Genomic DNA, 24,779 nt, shown 5'->3' with positions numbered 1-24,779 from the left:
GTCGATATGACGGATTTCCTGTTACAAGCCCATCATCTAAGCAAAAGTTATCGTCAGCGGACCGGCACGCTCGGGCTGAATACCCAGACCATACATGCCCTCGACGATGTCAGCCTGCAACTCAAACGCGGCAGTACGCTGGCTGTGGTCGGCGAATCTGGCAGCGGAAAATCCACACTGGCTCGCGGCATTTTACGCCTGTTGCCGCTAGACCAAGGCCAGGTGCTGTTCGATGGTCAGGACTTTCTCGCGCTAGACCAAAGCAGCCTGCGTCATGCACGGCGCCATATGCAAATGGTGTTTCAAGACCCATTTGCTTCACTCAACCCTAGAATGCGTGTGGGTGAAATCATTGCCGAGGGCCTGGTGATCCATGGCATCGGCGATAAAAAACAACAACAAAACAGCGTCTTTGAGATGCTGGAAAAAGTCGGGCTAAAAGCTGAAGATGCCAGCAAATATCCGCACCAGTTTTCAGGCGGCCAACGCCAGCGTATCGGCATCGCGCGTGCCCTGATTCTGCAGCCCAAGCTGGTCATCTGCGATGAGCCGGTGTCGGCGCTAGATGTATCAGTGCAGGCGCAAATCCTGTTATTACTCAAGCAACTGCAACAAGAAATGGGGCTCAGTTATCTGTTTATCACGCATGATTTACGCGTGGTCAGGCATATTGCCGATGAGGTTCTGGTCATGCAAAAAGGCAAAGTAATTGAGCAAGGAAGCGTAGAAACCATTTATAATGCTCCCCAACAAAAATATACCCAACAGCTGCTCAGCGCAATTCCTGGTCAAGGCCTGCGCGGGGCTGCCGCATAATTAAGATCCTAATACAAGAATACGCAGGAAATTCAATGGCATACGATTTGGAAGAACAGGAACAACTAGACGAGTTTAAAGCCTGGTGGAACAAAAACGGTAAACTGGTCACCCGCCTGGTGATTGCAGCGGTCGTCGTCTATGGCGGCTGGCAAGGATACCAGTCTTACATGAATAGCAAGGCCACTGCCGCCTCTACCGCCTATCAGACCTTGATCAGCAGCTCATTGCTGGATGTTGATAGCAAAAAAGCCGAGCAAATTAGCAAAGAAGCGCAAGCCATTGAGCAAGACTACAGCATGACCCCTTATGCAGGCCGTGCCGCCCTGTTTGCAGCGCGCGCATTGCATGAAGCCAAGCAGTCAGAAGCCGCTGAAAAGCAATTGCGCTGGGCGATGGCTGAAGCAAAAGAACCCGCCATTAAACAGATGGCCGCCATTGAAATTGCCGGCTTGCAAATTGAGCGCAATGCACTCGACGATGCCAAGAAAACCCTGGAAGGCATCAATGACCCAGGCTTTGATGGCATTAAAAACAGTTTGCTTGGCGATATCCTGATGGCGAAAAAACAGGAAAAAGAAGCGAAACAAGCCTATACCAAAGCATTGCAAGCGCTTGATCCTGAAGGAAAATTGTTTTACCTGACCCAGCAGAAGCTGGATGCTTTAGGATAATTGCTAATGAAGTTGAATGTTGCCGCCATGCCTGTCCCGTCTCACCGTCTCAAACAATGGACACTGGTTGCCCTGTGTGTCATCGGGAGCAGTTTGACTGCGTGTACGGCATTCAACGACGTTAAAACAAATTTAAGTGAAAGTATTTTTGGTGCCGAGCCTGCCAACCCGCCTGTAGAGCTTGAGGATATCAAATCCTCTTACGAGACACGCGTACAGTGGTCCACCGATGTGGGCGAGGCAGGCCGTTTCAGCTACGTGCCTGTCCTGGCTGACAACATGGTATATGCCGTCAATGCTGAAGGCAGCGTGATGCAGCTTTCTGCAGAAAATGGCAAAACGCTGTGGCAAACAGAATTAGGCGAGCCCATCAGCAGTGGTGCAGGACTGGGCGGTGGCCTGGTGTTGGTCGGGACCAGCAAAGGCCACGTCTATGCACTCAACCTGAATGGCAGAAAGCTCTGGAGCGCCGTGCTCTCCAGTGAAATACAAGGCTCCCCGCGCTATTATGATGGTACGGTAATTGTGCGTACCACCGATCACCACATTTACGGTATTGATGCGGCGGATGGCCGACGCAAATGGTCTTATGAACGTGCCACCCCTTCCCTCTCGCTCAAAACGCATGCCGGCATCGTCGTAGATGGCGGCGCGATTTATGCAGGCTTTCCAGGTGGAAAACTGGTGGCGATTCGTGCCGACAATGGCAAACTAATTTGGGAAGCAACGGTTGCCCAACCCAAAGGCGTGACCGAAATCGAACGCATTGCAGACATCACCAGCTTGCCGTTTGTCGATGGCCCGCTGGTGTATGTGGTAGCTTATCAGGGCAAAGTCGCCGCCGTTGACCGTCAGCGTGGACAAGTGGTGTGGAGCCGCGATATTTCAAGCTATGTCGGCCTGACCGCAGAAAATAACAAAGTGTACCTGAGCCACACCATCGGCTCAGTCTACTCACTGGATGCCAGCAATGGCAAAACTTTTTGGCGCCAGGGCAACCTGGGCTACCGCAACCTGACTGTGCCTCTACCACTCAGCAATATTGTGGCTGTTGGTGACCTGGAAGGCTATGTCCATTTACTGAGCCAGGATGACGGCAGTTTTGTTGGTCGTCTGCAATTAGGTTCCAAACCCCTTATGGCATTGATCGCAGGCACCAATGCCAACCAGTTTCTTGCACAATCGCGTGACGGTCACCTTTACGCAGTGACATATAAATAATGCTACCTACCATCGTGCTTGTTGGCCGACCCAATGTCGGCAAATCTACATTATTCAATCGTTTGACCAAATCGCGAGATGCGCTGGTCGCCGACTTGCCTGGTCTCACGCGTGACCGGCATTACGGCCGAGGCCTGGGCGCCAGCCAGCCCTATCTGGTCATTGATACCGGCGGCTTTGAGCCCACCGCAGATACGGGTATCTTGAAAGAAATGGCCAAGCAAACCTTGCTTGCCATTGATGAAGCCGATGTCATTATTTTCCTGGTCGACGCCCGTGCTGGCCTGACACCGCAAGAATTTACCATTGCGCAAACCTTGCGCAAGGCCCAGCGGCCGGTACTGCTGGCAGTGAACAAAACCGAAGGCATGCGCAAAGCCATCGTCAGCGCTGACTTTCATGAACTGGGCATGGGTGAACCTCTGTCCATCTCTTCCGCGCATGGCGAAGGGGTCAGAGACTTGATTGAACTGGCGCTGGAAACCATCGCCGATAAGGAAATCGAAGCTTCCGAGCCTGTGAATCCAGACAATCCCCGCATTGCAATTGTTGGCCGCCCTAACGTTGGCAAATCGACACTGGTGAATGCGCTGCTGGGAGAAGACCGCGTGATTGCCTTTGACCAGCCAGGCACGACTCGCGACTCGATTGAAATCGCGCTCGAAAAGAACGGCAAGCACTATACGATTATTGACACTGCGGGCGTACGCAAGCGCGGCAAGGTCTTTGAAGCGGTTGAAAAATTCTCCGTGATCAAAACCATGCAAGCGATTGAAGACGCCAACGTGGCTATTTTGGTGGTGGATGCCCAAGAGGGCATTACCGAGCAGGATGCACACGTTGCGGCCTATATTGTCGATGCCGGACGTGCTCTGGTCGTCGCCATTAACAAATGGGATGGCTTGCAAGATGATGAGCGCGAATGGATCAAACGCGAAATCGACCGTAAACTGCAATTCCTCGACTTTGCCAAATTCCACTATATCTCGGCGCTGCGTAAAAAAGGCCTGAATGAGTTACTGGACTCAGTTGATGTTGCCTTTAAGGCGGCCATGGCCAAGTTAGCCACACCACAACTGACGCGTGTGCTTGGCGAGGCCACCACCCAGCATCAACCACCCATCAGCCGTGGTATTCGACCCAAACTGCGCTATGCACACCAGGGCGGCAGCAACCCGCCAATTGTGGTGGTACACGGCAACCACATTGATGGCGTCAAAGCGAGCTATACGCGTTTTCTCGAAGGGGTGTTCCGTAAAGCCTTTCAATTGGTAGGCACGCCGCTACGCGTGCAATACCATCAGGGTGAAAACCCGTTTGATAGAGAAGACGAGCGCAAAAAAGGCGAAGGCCTGGTCACCATGCGTAGACGTAAAAATGAAATGCGCGCCAAGCTGAAAGCGCGCAACGAGCAAAATAAAACCAAAAAATAATTGCTTGGGCGCTCAGGATGGGCTTTTGCTTTATTCCATCCTGCGCGGTCAAGCTTACACGCACAGGCAGCACGCCTCTTGAGTGCTCAACTTGAAATCAGACTTATTTCAAGCTGATTTCATAGGTTTGCCAGCCTTGTATGCCTTGCCAGCTTATCATCGCAGGCACATGCCAGCTGGTTATCCTCAGCAGCCACCCAACGGATCACCGACCATCCCTGCAGTTGTCCAATCTGCACCAGTGCCTTGATCAAAGCGGTGCCAACACCCTGCTCTCTGACCGCGGATGCTACAAACAAATCATCGAGATAACCGCCCATGCTCGCCGCCACAGGTCTGATACCAAAGGTCTGACAAAAGCACGATAACGTGCAAATCCAATCAGGCGCCCCTGCGCATCCACTGCCACCAAAGCAAACATGGCGGGAGACGGCTGGTGTAAGCACTGCCAGACCTGTTCCCGCTTGGCGACAGACTGATTCACAGCATAAAACCTGGCGTAGTCAGCATACAAGGCTGACCACTCGGCATGATCTTCACCAGCGATTGGACGAATATGGAAACGGGATGGTTGTGTCATGGGAGTTCTTCAGTCATACGGCAAACAAAAAAAGGGACCTTGCGGTCCCTTTGCATCCCTTTCAAAGGTTTATCGCAAGGTGGGCAACAGATTTTTTGCGCTCACGCCCAGCTCTTGTGCCATGCTGGCCCCCAACTTCTTGGCAAAGCGATCCACAACCGTCTCCTGGTAGGTGAAATCAACGATTTCAGCCTGCTTGATCACTTCACGGGCGACGTATTCTGCGCTGCCTTGCGCATCCGCCAGACCCAGCTTGATACTTTCTTCGCCGTTCCAGAACAGGCCACTAAAGGTGTCTGCATCTTCCTTGAGGCGGCTACCGCGGCCTTCACGCACCACGGTGATAAATTGCTGGTGGATTTGATTGAGCATGCTTTGCGCAAACGCCTGCTGCTTTGGATTGACCGGTGAGAATGGATCCAGCATGCCTTTGTTTTCGCCGGCAGTCATCAAACGGCGCTCTACCCCCACTTTTTTCATGGCTTCAGTAAAACCGTAGCCATCCATCAGCACGCCGATAGAGCCAACGATACTGGCTTTATCGACAAATATTTTGTCCGCTGCGACAGCAATGTAATAGCCTCCCGAAGCGCAGATATCTTCAACCACGGCATAGACAGGAATTTCCGGGTGCAATTTGCGCTGACGGTGGATTTCATCATTGATGATGCCTGCTTGTACCGGACTGCCACCTGGACTGTTGATACGCAAGATAATACCCTTGGTGCCCTTGTTGTCGTAAGCATCATTGAGGCTGCTGATCACCGCATCGGCATTGACTTGGCCACCGGCCTCAATCACGCCGGAAATGTCGATCAGCGCAGTGTGGGCAATAGAGGTGCTTTTGCTTTGCCCAACCCAGCCCAACAACATCATGAGCAGGAAGAACAGATAGATAAACGTCAGCGACTTGAACAACACAGACCAGCGTCTGGCTGTTTTTTGCTCCTGCAATCCGGCCAGTGCAATTTTTTCTACCGTGCGCAAAGCCCAATCCTGCGAGGCAGGGCTGGGTTGTGTGTCTGAGGATGGCGTATGGTTTTCTTGCATCATTCAACTTTCGTCTATTAATTTTTAGCTATTCTAGCAATATTTGTGTGCTCGCCGTTGGCTATTTAAGAGGCTGTCACACGGACGAATCCTCATCACTAAAACTGATCGAGATGGACCGTGATCATGCCATCGGCTTCAGTAACAGGGATGGATGACAGGCGCTTGCCCTGGCATGGCCCCACCACACAATAGCCGGTTTCTGGCGCGTACATGGCTCCATGCGTCGCACAGATCAACCACTCTTGTGTCATGTTAAAAAATTTACCATGCTCCCAGTCCAGCTCCACCGGCACATGCGCACAGCGATTAACATACGCATAGGGCTTGCCCTCAAAGCGGACGACAAAGCCGGTGGCATGCGGACCGAGCGCCGGGATGTCAAAACGTAACCCATCGCCTTTTTCAGGCAAGGCGGCACTGTCAAAAGTGACGGCGTTCAGGCTCATGTCTGCTCCAATAACCAGGCGCTTAATGTTGCCACATCATGAAACAGGTAATCCGGGGAATACTGCAGTAAATGCTCGGCTGTTTGCGACCCATAACTGACCGCAGCCGTGATCACCCCTGCATTTTTGCCCATTTGCATATCATATTGTGAGTCGCCTATCATCAAGGTACGCTCTGGCATCACCACCAGTTCGTCCATGAGCGCATCCAGCATTTGCGGATGCGGTTTCGAAAAACACTCATCCACGGTTTTAGTGGCATTAAAGCACTTGGCCAGGCCCGATTGTTGCAAAGCGGTATTTAAGCCGCGCCGCCCTTTGCCTGTCGCAACCGCCTGCTTGCAGCCTTTGCGGTCGATGGCAATAATCGTTTCGGCAATGCCTTCAAACAATACAATATTGTTTTCATTGTTGTAATAGTTACGGTTGTAATTGGAGACCAGGGCCTGTGCCTGAAACTCTGGAATATCACCAAACAGTACTTCTATGGATTCGCGCAGTCCCAGGCCGATAATGCTACGCGCACGTGCTTCGGTCAGGCCGGGTAGGCCTGCCTGTTCTGCGGCCTTAATCAGCGCCTGAGAAATCAAACCGGTAGAATCTGCAATGGTGCCATCCCAATCCCAGACAATTAAATCAAACTGTTTCACTAAATCAGACTTCTTCACTCAGCAAACTTTCTTTAAAACTCAACATTGATGCGGCCAGAACACACGACCAACTTTATTTTACGGCCTGAAGTTGACGTTGTTGTTGCAAAAAGCTTTCTAATTCTGCCGGCAACGGTGCCACCAAATGCAAGGGCTCTCCCGTCAGCGGATGGGCAATCCGCGTCTCGCTGGAATGCAAAAACATGCGTTTCAAGCCCTGCTTGCTTAATTGCTTGTTCAAGGCAAAGTCACCATATTTATCGTCACCCAGAATCGGGAAGCCCAAATGAGACAACTGCACCCGCAACTGGTGCGTACGTCCGGTGATTAATTTGGCTTGTAAAAAACTGTACTGTCCCAACACGGATTGCAGGTAAAACCAGGTTTCAGAGATTTGCGTTTCCACCTCAAACTTGCCTTTGGCCGCGTGTCGCTTGGCGGTCAAGCCGCTTGCCTTGAGTGACTTTCTGCCGCCCGCTTCGTGATTGAGCAAAGGTTCATCCACGACTTGCACCCTGCGCTCACCACTTTCTGTCACGTATTTCTGCAAATCCAGGGTGACTTTCTTTTTCGCCTCTGTCCACTGCCCCTGCACCAGGATTAAATAGCGTTTATCCATATGATGATGGCGCATGGCTTCGTGCAAGGCAGTCAAAGCCGAGCGTTTTTTGGCAATCATCAATACGCCAGAGGTTTCACGGTCCAGACGGTGCACCAGCTCGAGAAATTTGGCTTGCGGCCGCTCCAGGCGCAATTGCTCAATCACGCCCAGACTGATACCACTGCCACCATGGACCGCCATCCCGGCCGGTTTATTCAGTGCCAGCATGGCATCATCCTCATAAATCACTTGCTCGGCCAACTTTGCCTTGACCGTTGGAGCGGCAGGCTTGGCTGCGGCTTCCGCAAGGCGAATGGGCGGCACGCGCACTTCATCGCCCAGTTGCAATCGGTATTCCGCATCAACGCGCTTCTTATTGACGCGGACTTCGCCACTGCGCAAAATCCGGTAAATATGGCTTTTAGGCACGCCTTTGAGCACCTTGGTCAGAAAGTTATCTACCCGCTGTGTTTCAGACGCCTCGTCCACCATCAAGAATGTGACGCGATCACTGGCGGGCCTGAGCTCGGAATCGAGGCTGGAAGCCATTGCGGCCGTCGCGGATGTGGATGATCGTAATTGTGAGCTCATAGTTGCAGGTCGTGCTTTGCTTTATCAGGACTTATGGATATACTGTCGAGATTCTGAATCAATGGTTTACCGGCAAAAGCGACAACATTGCCATGCCGATTTCGAGATGACAAACTGTTTTCATCTCTGACCTGAGAGCCCTGATATCCGGACTCGCCAGATTTTGGGTCTCGTCAATGCATTCAGAATCAAAAAAATTTTGGTGAATACCGCTCGCCATCAAGTAGCGATAATTAATTAGAAATGTTTTAACGCGAAGCTCACGCAGAATAACCAAAGAAATGAGCTCGGCGTTAGCCAACCCGAATTTTAACGAAATTGCCCTCTGTTTAGGGTTTTATTTTTGCAGTCTATCGCGCTGGACAATACAGGTCACACACTCCTGCCACGCACACACTGCCCCTTGCAGAAACCGAGTCTTCAGCCACATTCAGTGTTGGCTGCACTCAAGTGCATATTGATGCCTGCCTGCTGCGCTGACAATCTTGTAGCGCACCTCGCAAAAGCCATTGCACATCCCCGGTGACATCTTGGTCACTTCGTTAAGTTCTGGTGGTTGTTTACGACCACGGCCCGCCCTGCGCACATCTCTATTCTGTGGCTTCGTCTAGGAGCCCTGCATGAAAAGAATGTTGTTTAACGCAACGCAATCAGAAGAATTGCGCGTTGCGATCGTCGATGGACAAAAACTCATCGATCTGGATATTGAACACGCTGGTAAAGAACAGCGCAAAAGTAATATCTACAAAGGGGTGATCACCCGTATTGAACCGTCTCTCGAAGCCGCATTTGTCGACTACGGCACTGACAGACACGGCTTTTTGCCGTTCAAGGAAATTGCCCGCAGTTACTTCCAGGAAAAACCGGATCAAGGACGCGCCCGTATTCAGGACGTGATCAAAGAAGGTCAGGAAGTCATTGTGCAGGTAGACAAAGACGAGCGCGGCAGCAAAGGCGCTGCGCTGACTACCTTTATCTCGCTGGCTGGCCGTTACCTGGTCTTGATGCCCAACAATCCACGCGGAGGCGGTGTCTCGCGTCGCGTGGAGGGTGAAGATCGCAATGAGTTGCGCGACACCATGGCGCAACTGGAAGTGCCTAACGGCATGAGCATCATTGCCCGCACCGCTGGCATTGGCCGCAATGCAGAAGAGCTGCAATGGGATTTGAATTACCTGACCCAATTGTGGCAAGCGATTGAAGATGCCTCCAATTTCCAGCCTGGCGCTTACCTGATTTACCAGGAAAGCAGCCTGGTGATCCGCGCCATCCGTGACTACTTCAGTGCTGATATCGGCGAGATCCTGATTGATACCGCTGACGTACACGAGCAAGCCTTGCAGTTCATGAACCACGTGATGCCAGGCAATGTGACCCGCGTCAAACTGTATCAGGACGAAATTCCGCTGTTCTCCCGCTTCCAGATCGAACATCAGATCGAATCTGCGTTTGCGCGTGAAGTACGTCTGCCTTCCGGTGGCGCCATCGTGATCGACCACACCGAAGCACTGGTGTCCATCGACGTCAACTCTGGCCGCTCCATCAAAGGCGCAGATATTGAACAAACCGCGTTTAATACCAACCTTGAAGCGGCCGAAGAAGTGGCACGTCAGATGCGTCTGCGTGACCTGGGTGGCCTGGTGGTCATTGACTTTATTGACATGGAAAACCAGCGCAACCAGCGTGATGTCGAGAACGCCCTGCGCGACGCCTTGCATCACGACCGCGCACGCGTGCAAATGGGCAAGATTTCACGCTTTGGCCTGTTGGAAATGTCCCGCCAGCGCCTGCGTCCTAGCCTGGGCGAAACCAACCACATGACCTGTCCTCGTTGTAACGGTACCGGTCATATCCGCGGTATCGAATCCACGGCCTTGCATATCCTGCGCATCACGCAGGAAGAGGCCATGAAGGACAACAGCGCCATCATTCAGGTACAGTTGCCGGTTGAAGCCGCCACTTTCCTGCTCAATGAAAAACGTGCCGACATCCACAAGATTGAGCAACGCACCGGCGTGGAAGTGATCCTGATTCCTAACATCCATATGGAAACGCCAAATTACAACATCTTGCGTATCCGCCATGATGATGTGAACGAAGAAACCACGCAAGCCAGCTACAAGATGGTGGACTTGCCAAGCGAGTCTGATTACCAGCATCGCCTGGAACAGGCTGCAGCCCCTGCCAAAGCAGAAGCTTTAGTCAAAGGCATTACGCCTGCGACATCGGCCCCGATTGTAGAAGAGAAACCTGCGCCTGCGCCGGTACAAGTGACTGAGCAGAAAAAGTCATTCTTTGGCGTGATCAAGTCCTGGCTTGGTCTGGACGAAAAAGAAGTGGTGCCCTCAGAACCTGAAAAACCAGCGCGCGAAAGCAAAGAGCATGGCCGTGACCGGAACAAAAACCGTAACCGTCGTGACCGTCAGCGTGACCGCGGCCAAGAGCGTAATGAGCGTCCAGCCAATGAACGTGCAGGCAAAGAGCAACAGGAAACGCAGCATGGTAGCAAACCTCGCCAGGAGCGTCCGGCACAGGAAAAACCTGCGCAGAGAGAACGTCAAGAGCGCCAAGCCAATCAAGAAGTCAAAGCAGAGACCAATCAGCCCGCATTGACCGCGCAATCAGGCGACAATAAGCAGGAACGTGGTGAGCGCGGCAACCGCCGTAACCGTCATGGCCGCCGTGATCGCCGTAACCGTGATGAAGCGCCCAACCAGAACGTTGTAGAGTCTGAAAACAGTGTGGTGACTGAAACTGCTGCATCCGTCAATCTTGCCGCTGCACCAGTTGTTGCTGACACAGTGCCTACGTTTGCGGTGACAGAAACAACTGCCGCAGTTAGCCCAGTAGAAGTAGTGGCTGCCGCACCAATCGTAGAGAACCCTGCTGCCACAGTGGAAACGCCCGTTGAAGACACCGCCATCCAAAGCGCAGATGACAATCAGACTGAAGCGCCCAAGGCACAAAAACCTGCGCGCAATCGTTCAAGAGCAGGCAAGCCAGCAGGAAAAGCCAAAGCGAAACAGGCTGATCAGGCAGTAGACACCAGCGGGATTGAATTGGTGGAAACCGCTGCAACGTCCTCCCCTGTCGTGACTGAGGCTACAGAAGCCCCAGCGGAAGCGAAAAAGAAACCGGCCCGTAAACGCAAACCGTCCGCGGCAAAAACTACAGAAACCCAGGCGGACAGTGGTATTCAACTGGTTGAAACCAAAGCAGAAGTGGTGAATACAGGTGTTGAAGCCACCCAGAAAACCAAAAAGCCACGTAATGCGGCTAAATGGAAAAAAGACGAAGCCAGCACCGGTGAAGATGGACTGGTCATGGTAGAGACGCAGAAGTAATCAAACTGAGTCTGATAAAAAAAGAGGGCCTGTCAGGCCCTCTTTTTTTATGGCATCAACCGCATTACCAACTGGAGTGCCAACGCACGATACTCCAATAGCCGACTATTGTCAGCAAGATAGAGACCACAACATGCGAGGTGACATAAAGCAACATTCCACCGTAATTTTGCTTTTGTAACAAGCTGAAAGCTTCTGCCGAAAAGGTAGAGAAAGTGGTTAACCCGCCCAAAAAACCGGTTGTCATCAACAAGCGCCACTCCATAGACAGGGTTGGAATCACCTGCAAGATACCCAACGCAATGCCCATTAACAGGCCCCCAATGGCATTGGCGAGAAAAGTGCCGAACGGGATCAGTCCACCTTGATTCAAGCTCAATGCCAGGCCCCATCTGATCCATGCACCAACACTGGCACCGAATGCGACTGCTAGCCATGATTTCATTTGAATATCCTTCTAAAACGTGAACAGGCAATGTATCATAAGTTTAAAAACATTCAGCTTCAACCGCCCGTTGATTTAAAGAGATTGCCTTGCGTTTACTATTCGTTACTTCAGAAGTTTTCCCGTTAATCAAAACAGGTGGTTTGGCAGATGTCAGTGGTGCACTCCCCACCGCCCTCGCTAGCAGTGACACAGAGATTCAAATTCTGTTACCGGCTTATCGTGGCATGCTGGCGCAATGTAGTTCACCCAAACACTTGGGCAGCTTACAGCCCTTCCATGATATCCGCTGCGAGCTCTACAAAACTTTATTACCAGGTACCAATATCCCCTTGCTGCTCATAGACTGCCCTGCGCTCTATGACCGGGATGGCGGCCCTTACCATCACCCGCTCCATGGGGAGTGGGAAGATAACCCGTTGCGGTTTGGGGTGTTGTCAAAAGTGGCAGCCATGTTGGCGATGCCTAACATGCTGCAGGCCTGGCAGCCAGAGATCGTCCATTGCAATGACTGGCAAACTGGATTAACGCCCTACTACCTCAAGCAAATGGGCAGCCAGGCCAAGTCCGTGTTCAGCATCCACAACCTGGCCTTCCAAGGCAACTTTCATGCTGACTGGCGCTATCGATTAACCCTCAACCTTGAGGACTATCAGGCAGAAGGCTACGAGTTTTATGGCCAGGTCTCATTCATGAAATCCGGTCTGTTTTACGCCGATGCTTTATCAACCGTCAGCCCAACCTATGCCCGAGAAATTCAAACCGATCAGTTTGGTTTTGGTTTTCAAGGCTTGCTGCAGCATCGTGCGGCAGATTTAACCGGGATTTTGAATGGCATCGATACCGAAATCTGGAATCCCGCACAAGACCCTTATTTGCCAGCACACTACACTGCCAGTGCGTTATCCGGCAAGCAAGCGATCAAGCAAGCCTTGCAGGCAGAATTAGGACTGCGTCAGCAAGCAGATACGCCACTGTTGGGGGTCGTTAGTCGCCTCACCTATCAAAAAGGGCTGGATATGCTGATCGAGATTGCTGACGTACTGCTTGGCAGCGGCTGTCAATTAGCCGTGCTTGGCAGTGGTGAGGCCAGCATGCAACGGCAGTATCTGAGTTTAATGCAACGCTATCCTGGACAAGTGGCCGTGACCATCGGCTATAACGAGCCACTCTCGCACCGTATCATGGCCGGTACCGATATTTTCGTCATGCCCTCGCGGTTTGAGCCCTGCGGGCTGAACCAGATGTATGGCTTGCGATATGGCACGATTCCCGTAGTCGCCAATACTGGTGGACTGGCAGACTCAGTGCATGGCGGCGAAATCAATGCCCAAGGGGTTCCCGGCACGATGACTGGATGGGTCATGGCTGACAATGACGCATCGACACTTTTGGTCACATTACAAACTGCGATGCAGGTTTATGCCAATTCTGGTCAGTGGCAACAGCTGCAACGGCAAGCGATGCAACAGGATGTGAGCTGGGAAACCAGCGCCCAACACTATCAAACACTGTACCAAAACGTGCTTTCAAGCCCAAAAGCCTGATTTTTAAAGCCAGAGAGACAAAAAGGAGAAGTTGGCACGGAAGCTGCTTATTACTAATCAAGCTTCTCCAAAGCTAACTTCTCCTCCCTCAAGACGCCGAATAGGCGTCTTTTTTTTGCCTGAATTCAGACTCAGTCGCTTATTCAGCGGCCGCAGGTGGTGTCATATTCAAAAAGTGTTCGCGGTAATACTTAAGCTCATCAATCGACTCATAAATATCCGCCAGGGCTTCATGACGGCTGGCTTTTTTAAATCCCGCATAAATATCCGGGCGCCAGCGACGTGATAACTCTTTAAACACGCTTACATCAAGATTGCGGTAATGGAAAAATGACTCCAGACGCGGCATGTAACGCGCCATAAAGCGTCTGTCCTGGCAGATGGAATTGCCACACATCGGCGACTTGCCTGCAGGCACATGCTCTTTCAAGAATGCCAGCATGGCATCTGTTGCCGCTTCTTCATCCAGGATCGATGCCTTGACCTTATCGATCAAGCCACTCCGGCCATGCGTGCCTTTATTCCAGGCATCCATGCCATCGAGTACCGCATCAGACTGATGAATGACCAGCACAGGGGACTCTGCAATCACATTTAATTGTGCATCGGTGACGACGGCAGCTAATTCCAGAATGCGGTCCGTGTCAGGCAGTAAACCGCTCATCTCCATATCCAGCCAGATTAAATTGTCCTGATTAGTTGCCAATTGTGTGCCTCTCGTCATGATTTCCATTAAAATGAAACATTATATTCAGTTCAGTGAACAAGGTGGAGTTAAATCCATCAAAATAGCTAACTGAAATCATTCATCATCATTACTGTTATGTCCGGATTATTTACTCAAATTTTTGTCGCTGTGATTGTAATCAGCTTGGCAGTACGTGTCTGGCTGGGCTTGCGCCATATTCGCCATATCCAGCAACATCGTGCACAAGTGCCTGCTGCCTTTAGTCAAACAATCAGCCTGGAGGCACATCAACGCGCTGCAGACTATACGACCGCCAAGGTAAAACTGCGCCTGAATGAAACCGTCATGGAGTCATTGATTTTGCTGGCACTCACGCTAGGCGGCGTTTTACAACTGCTGGATCAGGCCTGGCAACAATGGCTGCCTGACCATGAAATCATTCGTGGTGCACTGGTCATTTGCTCGGCCATGTTGATCTCGGGTGCAGCCACCCTGCCGTTTGATTACATTCAGACTTTTAAAGTCGATGAGAAATTTGGCTTTAACAAGATGTCACGCAGCATGTTTTTTAGTGACCTGGTTAAACACATCGTTGTTGGCTTAATGCTGGGCGGACCAATCTTGTTTGTCGCGCTCTGGCTTATGCAAGGTGCTGGCGACTTATGGTGGCTCTACCTGTGGCTGATCTGGAGTGCATTTAACCTGTTTATGCTGGCAGTGTATCCCATCTGGATTGCGCCACTGTTTAACAAATTTACGCCCATGCAGGATCAATCCCTTAAGGCACGTATTGAGGCCCTGTTGCAAAAATGCGGCTTTGCCAGCCAAGGCTTGTTTGTGATGGATGGATCCACCCGCTCTGGTCATGGCAATGCCTACTTCACCGGTTTTGGCAAAAACAAACGTGTCGTGTTCTTTGACACCTTGCTGGAAAAGCTCAGTGCCGATGAAATTGAAGCGGTGTTGGCCCATGAGCTTGGTCACTTCAAACACCAGCATGTCATTAAACGCATTATCATGATGTTTGGATTAAGCCTGTTAGGACTGGCGTTATTGGGTTACCTGATCAAACAGGAATGGTTCTTTACAGGGCTTGGGATTTCGGCACCGAGTAACCACATGGCTTTGCTGCTGTTCGTGCTGGTCTCGCCCGTCTTCATGTTTATTCTGCGTCCAGTCATGGCGGCTTACTCCCGAACCAATGAGTTTGAAGCCGACCACTACGCGGCACAACAATCCAGACCACAGTTTCTGATTGATGCACTGGTCAAGCTGTATCGTGACAATGCGTCTACGTTGACGCCGGATCCACTCCACTCTGCATTCTATGACTCGCATCCACCGGCGAGCCTGCGGATTGCCAAGTTACAAACGTACGCATGAAAGCGCTCCTGCTGATCAGTTGGTCTTTATTGCTCGCCAGCCATGATGCAAGCGCAACTGAAGCCCAGCTGCAAGCAGGAAAAAAACTGGTCGACACACATTGCATCAGTTGTCATGCCAGCAGCTATGGCGGCGATGGTAGCGGCATTTATACACGTGACTACCGCAAAGTGCGCTCTTTCAATGGTTTAAAAGCTCAAGTCACCAACTGTAATACCATGCTCAACCTTAAATGGTTCGATGATGAAGAGCAGCAAGTGGTACAGTACTTGAATCACACCTACTATCATTTCTAGCATGTCGCATCCAGGCCTGATTGTCGCTGCCTATGGCAAGCGCTATAACGTAGAATTGCCCGATGGGCGTATTCTTAGCTGTGTCACGCGTGGCAAAAAAGTCGATAATGCGGCAGGTGACCGCGTCACAGTGACCCTCACTGCCAACAATGAAGGCGTCATTGAGAAAACCGCAGAACGGACCACCCTGCTCTATCGCAGCAATGCTTATAAAAGCAAAGTGCTGGCAGCCAATGTCACCCAGATATTGATTGTGCTGGCAACGCAGCCAAGCTTTTATGAAGACCTGCTTAACCGTTGCCTTGTCGCTGCAGAAGCCGCTGGCATTCGGGCTGTCATTCTCCTCAACAAATGTGACTTGCCTAATCCGCAAGCCCTACAAAAGCTGGAGCAATATGCAGCGCTTGGCTACCTCACTTTGCAACTCAATGCACGGCAATCGGTAGAGGCGCTCAAACCGCTACTTGCGGGTCACACCAGTGTCTTAGTGGGGCAGTCCGGCATGGGAAAATCTACGATTATCAATAGCCTACTCCCTGAAGCACGCAGCAAAACACAGGAAATCAGTACCACACTGGATAGTGGTAAACACACCACGACAGCCACCCATCTCTACCATCTTGATCAGGACAGTGCCATTATTGACTCGCCAGGCCTGCAGGAGTTTGGGCTGTATCATATTAATGAGACCGAGCTTGAATATGCATTTGTCGAGTTCAGGCCTTTTATTGGTCACTGCAAATTCAATAATTGCACGCATACGCACGAACCAGACTGCGCAATTCTGAAGGCTGTCCAAGCAGGCAGCATCCCCCCCGAACGCTTACAAATATTCCAGCAAATCCGTAGCGAAAATAGCGTACAAGTCTACGGTTAACTCCCCCCGTTTTTTATTCATTTTTCAGTATTTAGAGACAAAAAAACACCCTGCCGAAGCAGGGTGTTTAGTCTGTTTAACCGATCAATGACTTGATCGGTTATAAGCTGTGCTTGATTACAGTGCGAACACGCTCAATGCACCGCCGCCAGGCGCAGCGTTGTACTTGGTCAACTCTTTGTAACCACCAGCAGCACCCAGTGCGTCTGTGTCAGTCGTCATGCCCAAGTTCATCGCAACACCAGCCCAACCGCCGATACCAGACAAGATACCCACGTATTGCTTGCCTTTGTTACCGTAGGTGAATGCGTTACCAATCGCGCCGGAACCCACTTGGAATTTCCACAGTTCTTTACCGGTTTTCGCGTCAACCGCCTTGAACCAACGATCCAATGTACCGTAGAACACGATGTCTGAAGCCGTTGTCAGTGCACCACTCCACGCAGAGAACTTCTCTTTGTTGTACCAAACTTTTTTGTTGGTCATTGGGTCGTAAGCACCGAAACCACCCATTACGCCGTCTGGACCAGCAAACATGGTCAGTGTCGCACCAACCCATGGTTGACCAGCAACGTATTTGGACTCAACTGGCTCGTATGTCATACATACGTGGTTCAGTGGAGAGTACATCAAACCTGTTTTTGGTGAGTAGGCTGCTGGCTGTTGGTCTTTAGTCCCCAAAGCTGCTGGGCAGATACCCTTAGCATTGTAGTCCTGGTGTGTTGAGTAACGGCCATCTTTGCTTGGCACACCTGTTTTCAGGTCTACATCATTTGCCCAGTTAACGAATGGATGTACTTTTTCAGCGGCAATTAAAGTACCTGTCAGTGCGTTCCAGGTGTAAGCAAAACCGTTACGGTCATGGTGCCATGCGTATGTTTTGCCACCTTTGTCGAACAGGATCACTTCGTTCACACCGTCGTAGTCCCACTCATCGTGTGGTGTCATTTGCATTGCCCACTTAGCAACACCAGTATCCAGATCACGTGCAGTCACAGTCATAGACCATTTGTTGTCGCCTGGACGTACATCTGGGTTCCAAACGGATGGGTTACCCGCACCGTAGTAAACCAGGTTTGTACGTGCGTCATATGGCCACCAGCCCCATACGGAACCGCCACCATGTTGCCAGCCGTCTTTAATCGCTTGTGGTTTCAACCAGGTACGAGTACCCAACTCTTTTTCGCCACCTTTGATTTGGTCAGCTGACAAGCGCTTGAAAGAACCACCTTCTTTGTTACCACCATTCACGTCTTGATAAACAGACAGTGCGTTGTAAAGCGGATTGTCTTTGTTAGTGTTAGCGTCGTGCAGTGTTTCAGCATCAGGTCCTGTAGAGTAGGCTTTCCATGCCAGAGAACCGTCTTTCAGGTTGTATGCAGCGATAAAGCAACGTACGCCGAACTCAGCACCTGAGCAACCGGTCAGTACTTTGTCTTTGATTACGTGTGGTGCGTTGGTGTTAGTTGCACCGACTTTTGGATCAGTGTTTTTAACATCCCAAACTTTAGCACCGGTTTTTGCATCCAAAGCAACCAGCATGCCGTCGTTTTGTTGCAAGAAGATTTTACCGTCACCAAAACCCAGACCACGGGTCACGTTGTCACAGCACAATACTGCTTGTACGCTTGGGTCTTGTTTAGGAAAATAGGTCCAAACGATTTTCTGGTTGTCGTTCAGATCCAATGCATAGACATTGTTTGGGAAAGCAGTCACGATATACATCATGTTGCCAACAACGACTGGAGAGCCTTCGTGACCACGGTTTACACCAGTCGCGAATGTCCACGCCATTTTCAGGTTTTTAACGTTGCCCTTGTTGATTTGTGCCAAAGCGCTGTAGCCTTGGTTATTATGTTGACCACGTGGATGTGCCCAGTTGTTGGGATCTTTCATCGCAGCTTCTTGATCAGCAGCAGCGAATGCGAGCATTGGCATGGCAAGCGCAACGCTGGCAGCAATACCAAAAGCAGTTTTGATTTTCATGATAGTTATATCTCCGAGATAATCACAAGGTAGCAATTGTTAACATCAATTGCGCGGTGCTTAAGTTGCCACTGGCACTAGGATTTCCAGAGCTGAAACATCCTGTAACGGATATATGTCACTTTATTAAGCGCTTGTAACTGTAATATAAATAACCGCCCATGACAGCCAGCCAGTTTAAGGTTTTATTCATGGGCCAGAGCGGGAATTTTTCCGAAAACTTTATTGAATTGCTTTTTTTTTGTATCATCTGGTAACGGAAGGCCATGTCCTAGTGTGCCCTTCAGGTAAGCGTGCCCAATGTGATGTGCAGGCACCCTTTTCTTGAACATAAGGCAAACGCAGACGTGCTGAGACCCTGGTATTACTCACTGGTATTAGATAAAGACTCCCCTTCCTCCATACATCAGCAACTCATAGATCACTTCAGGTCTATGATAGAAGCAGGTGACTGGTTAGGCGGTAGTCCCTTGCCCAGCTCACGCGATATTGCGCAACGCCTTGGGATCAACCGAAAAACGGTTTCACGCGTGTACGAAGAGCTTTCTGCACAAGGACTGATCTACACTCAACCCAAGCGCGGCACTTTTGTGGCCGAGACCACCAAGCGTGCCAGCTCAGCAGACAAAGTGATGGCGGGCCAGAGCCAGCCATCTCCCGCACCACTCACCGAAACCAGCAACATAGAAAGCCTGATCCAAAAAAGTAGTATTCATCATCTGCGCCGGGCAGCATTGCATCTGCACAAATTGCGGCAAGCAGATTACGATGTCACGGGCTTGCATCATCTCAAGCATTTGCTGGCAAATTTGCTAGCACATGAACGGCGCTATCTGGTGCCGCCGGAACATATTGCCTGTGGCGCGCGGCATGGCCTGCAACAGGCGATCCTCTGCAATCTGGATGCAGCCCATGGTTATGTATTAATTGATGCCGAAGTCGGGACCGGGTTGGAGCGCGCGTTGAAAAAGCACGGTATTCCAGTCATGAAACTGCCTGAAATGGCATGTAACCAGACTCAGCAGTTTATTGATCAGGTTGAAAAATACTGCATCAATTTTCCGGTATCCGCAGTGTGGTGTGATAGCAGCAAGATTGTGTCACCAGACCACCTGGAAGCCGAACACACCCTGATTGCACAAAAATTGTCCGATTATGGCCTGCTGCTCATTGATGACCAGCGTAGCCGCCTCCCCCTGGGCCTTGAGCATCAACCGCCACTAGCAGCAAAGTACGCACGCAGCCTGCTACTCGGCAGCCTGTATGGTACCTTTTGCGAGATGTTCAACATTTGCTATGTGGCGAGCAATCTAGGATTCACAGACAAGTTCTTGAATGAAATGGATGCCCATTCACAATCTCCGCTGCTCTTGAATATGCTGGCGCAAAGTGACCTGATTAAACGCGGTGAGTATAAAAAACTGGTGACCACAATACATCGCACCATGGCTTAAACAAAAACGCACACTAAGCAATCAGCCACGCACCAAATTGGTTGAAAGGAACCAAACAAAGGCGAAAATCGGCTATTAATAACCACCAAATTTTCGGGAAAAAATCCTATTTACTTTAAAAATAGATTTTTAAAACATTGAGTTAAATTGAATTTATAGAGTTGGCATGAGAAATGCTAAGTTCAAGCCGGGAGTGAGCTATCACTAGGACCGATACCAGCAGACTGCATATCCGCCGGTATCGGGGTAGACACTCCCAAACTTGCATATTGATCTTAGTCAGAATAAAAAAGGCAACGCAATTGCGCTGCCTTTTTTATTCTGCCTTTGAGACTGGATCTGCCTCACGGAGAGACAGACACAACCCAATTACTCTTGACCGATTTGGTACACTTCGTAGCTGGTTTCCACAATCTTACCGGTTGTCGCATCAACTTCAACTTTGACTTCTTCGTTGTCTGCTTCGAGGATATCAAATTCGTAAGAGGCTTTGCCATCTGGTTCAAGCTCATATTCCACTTCAACCACTTTACCGGCATGCGCCGCCAGAGCTGTGGCTTTGGCATCGGCTTCTGAAACTTTAGCCAAGGCTTTGAATTTCTCGTCATCCGCGGTCACTTCTTGCTCTACTTCTGTGACTTTACCTGTTTTGGCGCTACACTCGATATCCCAAGCAGTGCCGTCTTTGGACTGCACATCAAACTCGTATACCAATTGCTTGCGCTCAGATTTGGCTTCGACTTTTACAATTTTGCCATCATGCACAGACAAGGCCGCTTTTACGCACTTACCCAGGCTGTCGTAGGCTTTTGGTTTGATAGTTTCATGGTCAGCGAATGCTGGCGCTGACAATACACCGCATACAGCGGCAATGATGAATGACGCTTTGATTTGCATAATGATCTCCTAAGATTAAGTCATGAACTCATCGTGCAAGACTGCGCTAGGGACGCATCTTGACACATTCACAACGATGCAAAGGATATCAAAAACAAACAGGGGTTTTGCAAATATTACACCTTATTAACAAAATGGTTTAAATCAACCATTTCACGCCCTTCACCAGCCTCTTTAGACCGCAACTGGCGCCTTGATAGCAGGATAAGGATCGTAGTTTTCCAGTGTGAAATCTTCAAACTTAAAGGCAAAAATATCGTTAACTGCCGGGTTAATTCGCATGTTAGGCAAGGCACGTGGTGTGCGTGCAAGCTGCTCTTTGACTTGCTCCATATGGTTGCTGTATATGTGGGCATCGCCCAGCGTATGCACAAAATCCCCCAGCTGCAAATCACACACCTGCGCGACCATCATGGTCAACAAAGCATATGAGGCAATGTTAAACGGCACGCCGAGAAAAATATCCGCACTTCGCTGATAGAGCTGGCAGGACAGTTTGCCATCTGCCACATAAAACTGGAAAAAAGCATGGCATGGCGGCAACTTCATCCGCTCAACATCGGCCACATTCCAGGCAGACACAATTAAGCGACGAGAGTCAGGGGTCTTTTTGATCTGCTCTATAACCTGCGAAATCTGGTCAATATGACTGCCATCCGGCTTGGGCCAATTGCGCCATTGATAACCATAGACCGGGCCGAGATTGCCTTGTTCGTCTGCCCACTCATCCCAAATGGTGACGCCTTGTTCCTTGAGATAGGCAATATTGGTACTGCCTTGCAAAAACCAGAGGAGCTCATGAATAATCGACTTCAGGTGTACCTTTTTGGTCGTTAATAATGGAAAACCTTCTGCCAGATTAAAGCGCATCTGATAGCCAAACACCGAGATCGTTCCTGTACCGGTGCGGTCAGTTTTGACATGACCATGCGCAAGTACGTGGTTCAGTAAATCATGATACTGTTGCATAGACAGGCTCCCGCTAATTTAGGTATTGGCGACGATAAATGCTTTAATCGCATCGACACTGACTTCCATGACGGTCGAGGTTTGCGGCAAGTCTTCCAGGCCTTGCAGGCTGGCTGGCCGCTCAGGTTTTTCTCCTAGAGCTTCCACGATGGCGTCTTCAAACTTGGCCGGCAATGCCGTTTCCAATACTAGCATGGGCACATTTGGCTTACGGTGTTCCAGAGCGACTTTCAAGCCATCGGCAGTATGCGTATCAATAGTCACGCCATATTTTTCTTTGGTAGTGCGTATGATTTGCATCCGGTTGGCATGGTTACTATGACCGGAAACAAACCCAAAGTCAGCCACTTTCTCAAAATAACCATCTGCATTCAGGTCAAACTTGCCCCCATGATCCACCGCGGTCCACAGCTCGCGAACCCTTGCGCTGTCTTGCCCCACCAAGTCATAGACAAAGCGCTCAAAGTTGGAGGCTTTGCTGATATCCATGGACGGGCTGGAGGTATGATAAGTATTGGCTGAACCACGCGGCGCATAAACGCCGGTATTGAAAAATTCGTCCAGCACATCATTTTCGTTGGTAGCAACGATCAATTGATCAATGGGCAAGCCCATCATGCGCGCAATATGCCCTGCACAGACATTACCAAAGTTGCCACTTGGCACGGTGAAGCTGACCTTCTGGCTGTTGTTTGTGGTCACAGCCAAATAGCCTTTGAAGTAATACACAATTTGGGCTGCAATGCGCCCCCAGTTAATGGAGTTGACTGCGCCGATTTTGTATTGCGCCTTGAATGCATGATCATTTGAGACGGCTTTGACCATATCCTGTGCATCATCAAATACCCCTTTAACCGCAATATTGAAGATGTTTTTATCTTGCAGGCTGAACATCTGCGCCGTCTGGAAGCGGCTCATTTTCTGGTAAGGCGATAGCATGAAGACACGCACGCCTTTTTTGCCACGCATGGCGTATTCGGCCGCTGAGCCTGTATCACCGGACGTGGCGCCCAAAATATTGGTGGTCTGACCAGTTTTTTCCAGCACGTATTCAAACAGGTTGCCCAGCAGCTGCATCGCCATGTCTTTAAACGCCAGCGTTGGCCCATTTGAGAGACTCAGCAGGTAGAGATTATCCTCGAGCTTGAGTGTAGGTGTAATGTCCTCGGCATTTTGGCCAGCACGCGCATATTGATAGACTTCAGCCCGGTAGGTTTTATCAATAATGGCTTTGAGATCTGCGTGTGGAATATCACTGTCATCAACCAAGCGTGACAAAACCGCAAACGCCAGCTCACGGTAACTCATGCCACGCATGGCATTGAGGTCAGCATCGCTGAATTGCGGATACTGCTCAGGCAGATACAAGCCGCCGTCTGGCGCCAGGCCACCCAGCAAAATCTCACTAAAACTCAAAGCAGGCGATTGCCCGCGGGTACTGATATATTTCATTGTATGACACTCACTGAATTTGGCCGGGTCAACATTAGACTGACTTAGCGCGACAAGGATTCGACACGGATTTTTGTCACTTTACCAGTCAAGGCGGGCAAGGCCTCGATACGGGCGATCGCGGTATCCATGGTTTTTTCCTGGGTGGTATGGGTCAGAATGACGATATCCGCTTCTGACTCCCCATCTGCCGGCTCTTTCTGCAGCATGGCATCAATCGAAATTTGCAGATCAGCCAGAATCTTGGTCAAATCGGCCATGACACCGGGTTTATCCGATGCACGCAAACGCAAGTAGTAATCAGAATACACTTCTGCAATCGGCAACACGGGCAAAGCTTGCTGCTGATCTAACTGGTAGCCCAAATAGGCCACGCGTTGTTCGGCCTGCGTGCCCTGCAAGCGAGCGATATCGACTAAATCAGCCACCACAGCACTCGCGGTAGGCTCAGCGCCCGCACCGGCGCCGTAGTACAAGGTAGGCCCAACGGCATCGCCTTTCACCACAACGGCATTCATGGCGCCATCGACATTGGCAATCAGGCGTTTTTCCGGGATCAAAGTCGGATGCACACGCAACTCGACGCCCTCACTGGTTTTCTTGCTGATGCCCAGCAATTTAACGCGGTAGCCCAACTCTGCCGCATAGCTAATATCGTGAATGCTGAGTTGAGTGATGCCCTCAGTGTAAGCTTGTTCAAACTGCATGGGCATGCCAAACGCAATACTGGCCATGATGGTCAGCTTGTGTGCGGCATCAATGCCTTCGACGTCAAACGTCGGATCAGCCTCGGCATATCCCAGACGCTGCGCTTCTTTGAGCACATCTGCGAAGGCGAGGCCTTTGTCACGCATTTCGCTCAGGATAAAGTTGGTGGTGCCGTTGATAATGCCAGCCACCCATTCGATTTTGTTGGCACTCAAGCCTTCACGTAAAGCCTTGATGATGGGGATACCACCTGCGACCGCCGCCTCAAATGCTACGATCACGCCTTTATCAGACGCAGCTTTAAAAATTTCGTTACCATGCACGGCCAGCAAGGCCTTGTTGGCCGTGACCACGTGCTTGCCATTGGCAATGGCTTGTAGCACCAACTCCTTGGCAATGGTGTAGCCGCCGATCAACTCGACAACCACATCAATCTCCGGGTTATTGACCACGGCAAAGGCGTCGTCAGTCAAGGCAACCTGCCCATTCGTGACCTGTTTGGCGAGCTCCAGGTTGCGGTCAGCCACTTGCACAATACGGATATTGCCCCCAATCCGGCGCGCGATTTCCGCCTGGTTACGGGTGAGCACGGTATAAGTACCACCGCCTACTGTGCCTATGCCCAACAATCCAACTTTTAATTCTTTCATACTTAATACTCACCATTG

Annotated in this window: 23 protein-coding genes; 10 read left to right on the top strand and 13 right to left on the bottom strand. The window is 50.6% G+C overall.

Annotated elements, in window-relative coordinates:
• Nucleotides 1-6: 6 nt before the first annotated feature.
• From ACT53D_RS03275 to der, 4 genes are read left to right on the top strand one after another with little or no spacing between them, the layout of a single operon-like run.
• Nucleotides 7-816 (top strand): ATP-binding cassette domain-containing protein, encoded by an 810-nt coding sequence (locus tag ACT53D_RS03275; RefSeq protein ID WP_194747797.1) that lies wholly within the window; start codon nt 7-9, stop codon nt 814-816.
• Nucleotides 817-851: 35 nt separating this feature from the next.
• Nucleotides 852-1,490 (top strand): YfgM family protein, encoded by a 639-nt coding sequence (locus tag ACT53D_RS03270; RefSeq protein WP_194747799.1) that lies wholly within the window; start codon nt 852-854, stop codon nt 1,488-1,490.
• A 6-nt stretch (nt 1,491-1,496) separates the two neighbouring features.
• Nucleotides 1,497-2,711: an outer membrane protein assembly factor BamB gene (gene bamB, locus ACT53D_RS03265; RefSeq protein WP_228518736.1), complete on the top strand. Its 1,215-nt coding sequence runs from the start codon at nt 1,497-1,499 to the stop codon at nt 2,709-2,711.
• Nucleotides 2,711-4,144, top strand: coding sequence for a ribosome biogenesis GTPase Der (gene der, locus ACT53D_RS03260; RefSeq protein ID WP_379075944.1), 1,434 nt, complete (start codon nt 2,711-2,713; stop codon nt 4,142-4,144). The genes bamB and der overlap by 1 nt, the downstream gene beginning before the upstream one ends.
• Nucleotides 4,145-4,263: 119 nt before the next feature.
• Here the strand turns inward: der and ACT53D_RS03255 are convergent, their stop codons facing one another.
• The 6 genes from ACT53D_RS03255 to ACT53D_RS03230 form a co-directional block, all read right to left on the bottom strand.
• Nucleotides 4,264-4,464: a GNAT family N-acetyltransferase gene (locus ACT53D_RS03255; protein ID WP_476146623.1), complete on the bottom strand. Its 201-nt coding sequence runs from the start codon at nt 4,462-4,464 to the stop codon at nt 4,264-4,266.
• The gene (locus ACT53D_RS03250) at nt 4,434-4,724 is read right to left on the bottom strand and encodes a GNAT family N-acetyltransferase (protein WP_476154448.1); all 291 of its coding nucleotides are present in this window, start codon (nt 4,722-4,724) and stop codon (nt 4,434-4,436) included. The genes ACT53D_RS03255 and ACT53D_RS03250 overlap by 31 nt, the downstream gene beginning before the upstream one ends.
• Nucleotides 4,725-4,793: 69 nt before the next feature.
• Entirely contained in the window at nt 4,794-5,774 is a 981-nt protein-coding gene (locus ACT53D_RS03245; RefSeq protein ID WP_194748439.1) for a S49 family peptidase, read from the bottom strand.
• Between the two features lie 98 nt (nt 5,775-5,872).
• Complete coding sequence (locus tag ACT53D_RS03240; RefSeq protein WP_313987870.1) at nt 5,873-6,223, bottom strand: Rieske (2Fe-2S) protein; 351 nt, start codon at nt 6,221-6,223, stop codon at nt 5,873-5,875.
• A complete protein-coding gene (locus tag ACT53D_RS03235; RefSeq protein WP_476155576.1) occupies nt 6,220-6,873 on the bottom strand; it encodes an HAD family hydrolase in 654 nt (217 codons plus the stop codon). Before ACT53D_RS03235 ends, ACT53D_RS03240 begins: the two co-directional genes overlap by 4 nt.
• A 73-nt stretch (nt 6,874-6,946) precedes the next feature.
• Entirely contained in the window at nt 6,947-8,023 is a 1,077-nt protein-coding gene (locus tag ACT53D_RS03230; RefSeq protein ID WP_476155574.1) for a pseudouridine synthase, read from the bottom strand.
• Between the two features lie 662 nt (nt 8,024-8,685).
• Here ACT53D_RS03230 and ACT53D_RS03225 point away from each other — a divergent pair.
• Entirely contained in the window at nt 8,686-11,409 is a 2,724-nt protein-coding gene (locus ACT53D_RS03225) for an Rne/Rng family ribonuclease (RefSeq protein ID WP_379075937.1), read from the top strand.
• Nucleotides 11,410-11,473: 64 nt separating this feature from the next.
• Here ACT53D_RS03225 and crcB read toward each other — a convergent pair whose 3' ends face one another.
• Nucleotides 11,474-11,854, bottom strand: a complete 381-nt coding sequence (gene crcB / locus ACT53D_RS03220) for a fluoride efflux transporter CrcB (protein ID WP_379075934.1) — start codon at nt 11,852-11,854, stop codon at nt 11,474-11,476.
• A gap of 89 nt (nt 11,855-11,943) precedes the next feature.
• On the opposite strand from crcB, the gene glgA reads away from it, so the two are divergent.
• Nucleotides 11,944-13,401, top strand: a complete 1,458-nt coding sequence (gene glgA / locus ACT53D_RS03215; protein WP_379075931.1) for a glycogen synthase GlgA — start codon at nt 11,944-11,946, stop codon at nt 13,399-13,401.
• A gap of 139 nt (nt 13,402-13,540) precedes the next feature.
• On the opposite strand, the gene orn is transcribed toward glgA, so the two are convergent.
• Nucleotides 13,541-14,125 carry an oligoribonuclease gene (gene orn / locus ACT53D_RS03210; protein WP_194747809.1) on the bottom strand — a complete coding sequence of 195 codons (585 nt, stop codon included), beginning with the start codon at nt 14,123-14,125 and terminating at the stop codon, nt 13,541-13,543.
• A gap of 99 nt (nt 14,126-14,224) precedes the next feature.
• Here orn and ACT53D_RS03205 point away from each other — a divergent pair, with 99 nt between their 5' ends.
• Genes ACT53D_RS03205 through rsgA form a run of 3 tightly spaced genes read left to right on the top strand, consistent with a single transcriptional unit; the run spans nt 14,225 to nt 16,645 of the window.
• Entirely contained in the window at nt 14,225-15,472 is a 1,248-nt protein-coding gene (locus tag ACT53D_RS03205) for a M48 family metallopeptidase (RefSeq protein ID WP_476154445.1), read from the top strand.
• Nucleotides 15,469-15,768: a c-type cytochrome gene (locus tag ACT53D_RS03200; protein WP_194747813.1), complete on the top strand. Its 300-nt coding sequence runs from the start codon at nt 15,469-15,471 to the stop codon at nt 15,766-15,768. The genes ACT53D_RS03205 and ACT53D_RS03200 overlap by 4 nt, the downstream gene beginning before the upstream one ends.
• 1 nt (nt 15,769) lies before the next feature.
• Complete coding sequence (gene rsgA / locus ACT53D_RS03195; protein ID WP_476154443.1) at nt 15,770-16,645, top strand: ribosome small subunit-dependent GTPase A; 876 nt, start codon at nt 15,770-15,772, stop codon at nt 16,643-16,645.
• Between the two features lie 117 nt (nt 16,646-16,762).
• On the opposite strand, the gene ACT53D_RS03190 is transcribed toward rsgA, so the two are convergent.
• Complete coding sequence (locus ACT53D_RS03190; RefSeq protein ID WP_305076186.1) at nt 16,763-18,631, bottom strand: PQQ-dependent dehydrogenase, methanol/ethanol family; 1,869 nt, start codon at nt 18,629-18,631, stop codon at nt 16,763-16,765.
• A 347-nt stretch (nt 18,632-18,978) separates the two neighbouring features.
• Between ACT53D_RS03190 and ACT53D_RS03185 the strand changes: the two genes are divergently transcribed.
• Nucleotides 18,979-20,085, top strand: coding sequence for a GntR family transcriptional regulator (locus ACT53D_RS03185; protein ID WP_338654398.1), 1,107 nt, complete (start codon nt 18,979-18,981; stop codon nt 20,083-20,085).
• A gap of 369 nt (nt 20,086-20,454) precedes the next feature.
• Here the strand turns inward: ACT53D_RS03185 and ACT53D_RS03180 are convergent, their stop codons facing one another.
• The 4 genes from ACT53D_RS03180 to ACT53D_RS03165 form a co-directional block, all read right to left on the bottom strand.
• Complete coding sequence (locus ACT53D_RS03180) at nt 20,455-20,982, bottom strand: PepSY domain-containing protein (protein WP_194747819.1); 528 nt, start codon at nt 20,980-20,982, stop codon at nt 20,455-20,457.
• Between the two features lie 174 nt (nt 20,983-21,156).
• On the bottom strand, nt 21,157-21,951 hold the full coding sequence (locus ACT53D_RS03175; protein ID WP_275355504.1) for a thymidylate synthase: 795 nt from the start codon (nt 21,949-21,951) through the stop codon (nt 21,157-21,159).
• Between the two features lie 18 nt (nt 21,952-21,969).
• Nucleotides 21,970-23,403: a threonine synthase gene (gene thrC / locus ACT53D_RS03170; protein ID WP_476154440.1), complete on the bottom strand. Its 1,434-nt coding sequence runs from the start codon at nt 23,401-23,403 to the stop codon at nt 21,970-21,972.
• Between the two features lie 44 nt (nt 23,404-23,447).
• Nucleotides 23,448-24,761, bottom strand: a complete 1,314-nt coding sequence (locus ACT53D_RS03165) for a homoserine dehydrogenase (protein WP_476154438.1) — start codon at nt 24,759-24,761, stop codon at nt 23,448-23,450.
• Between the last annotated feature and the right edge of the window lie 18 nt (nt 24,762-24,779).

This window comes from Methylophilus sp. DMC16 (assembly GCF_056314045.1).
Note: the sequence above shows the minus strand (reverse complement) of the source record. Positions and strands in the feature narration are given on the sequence as shown.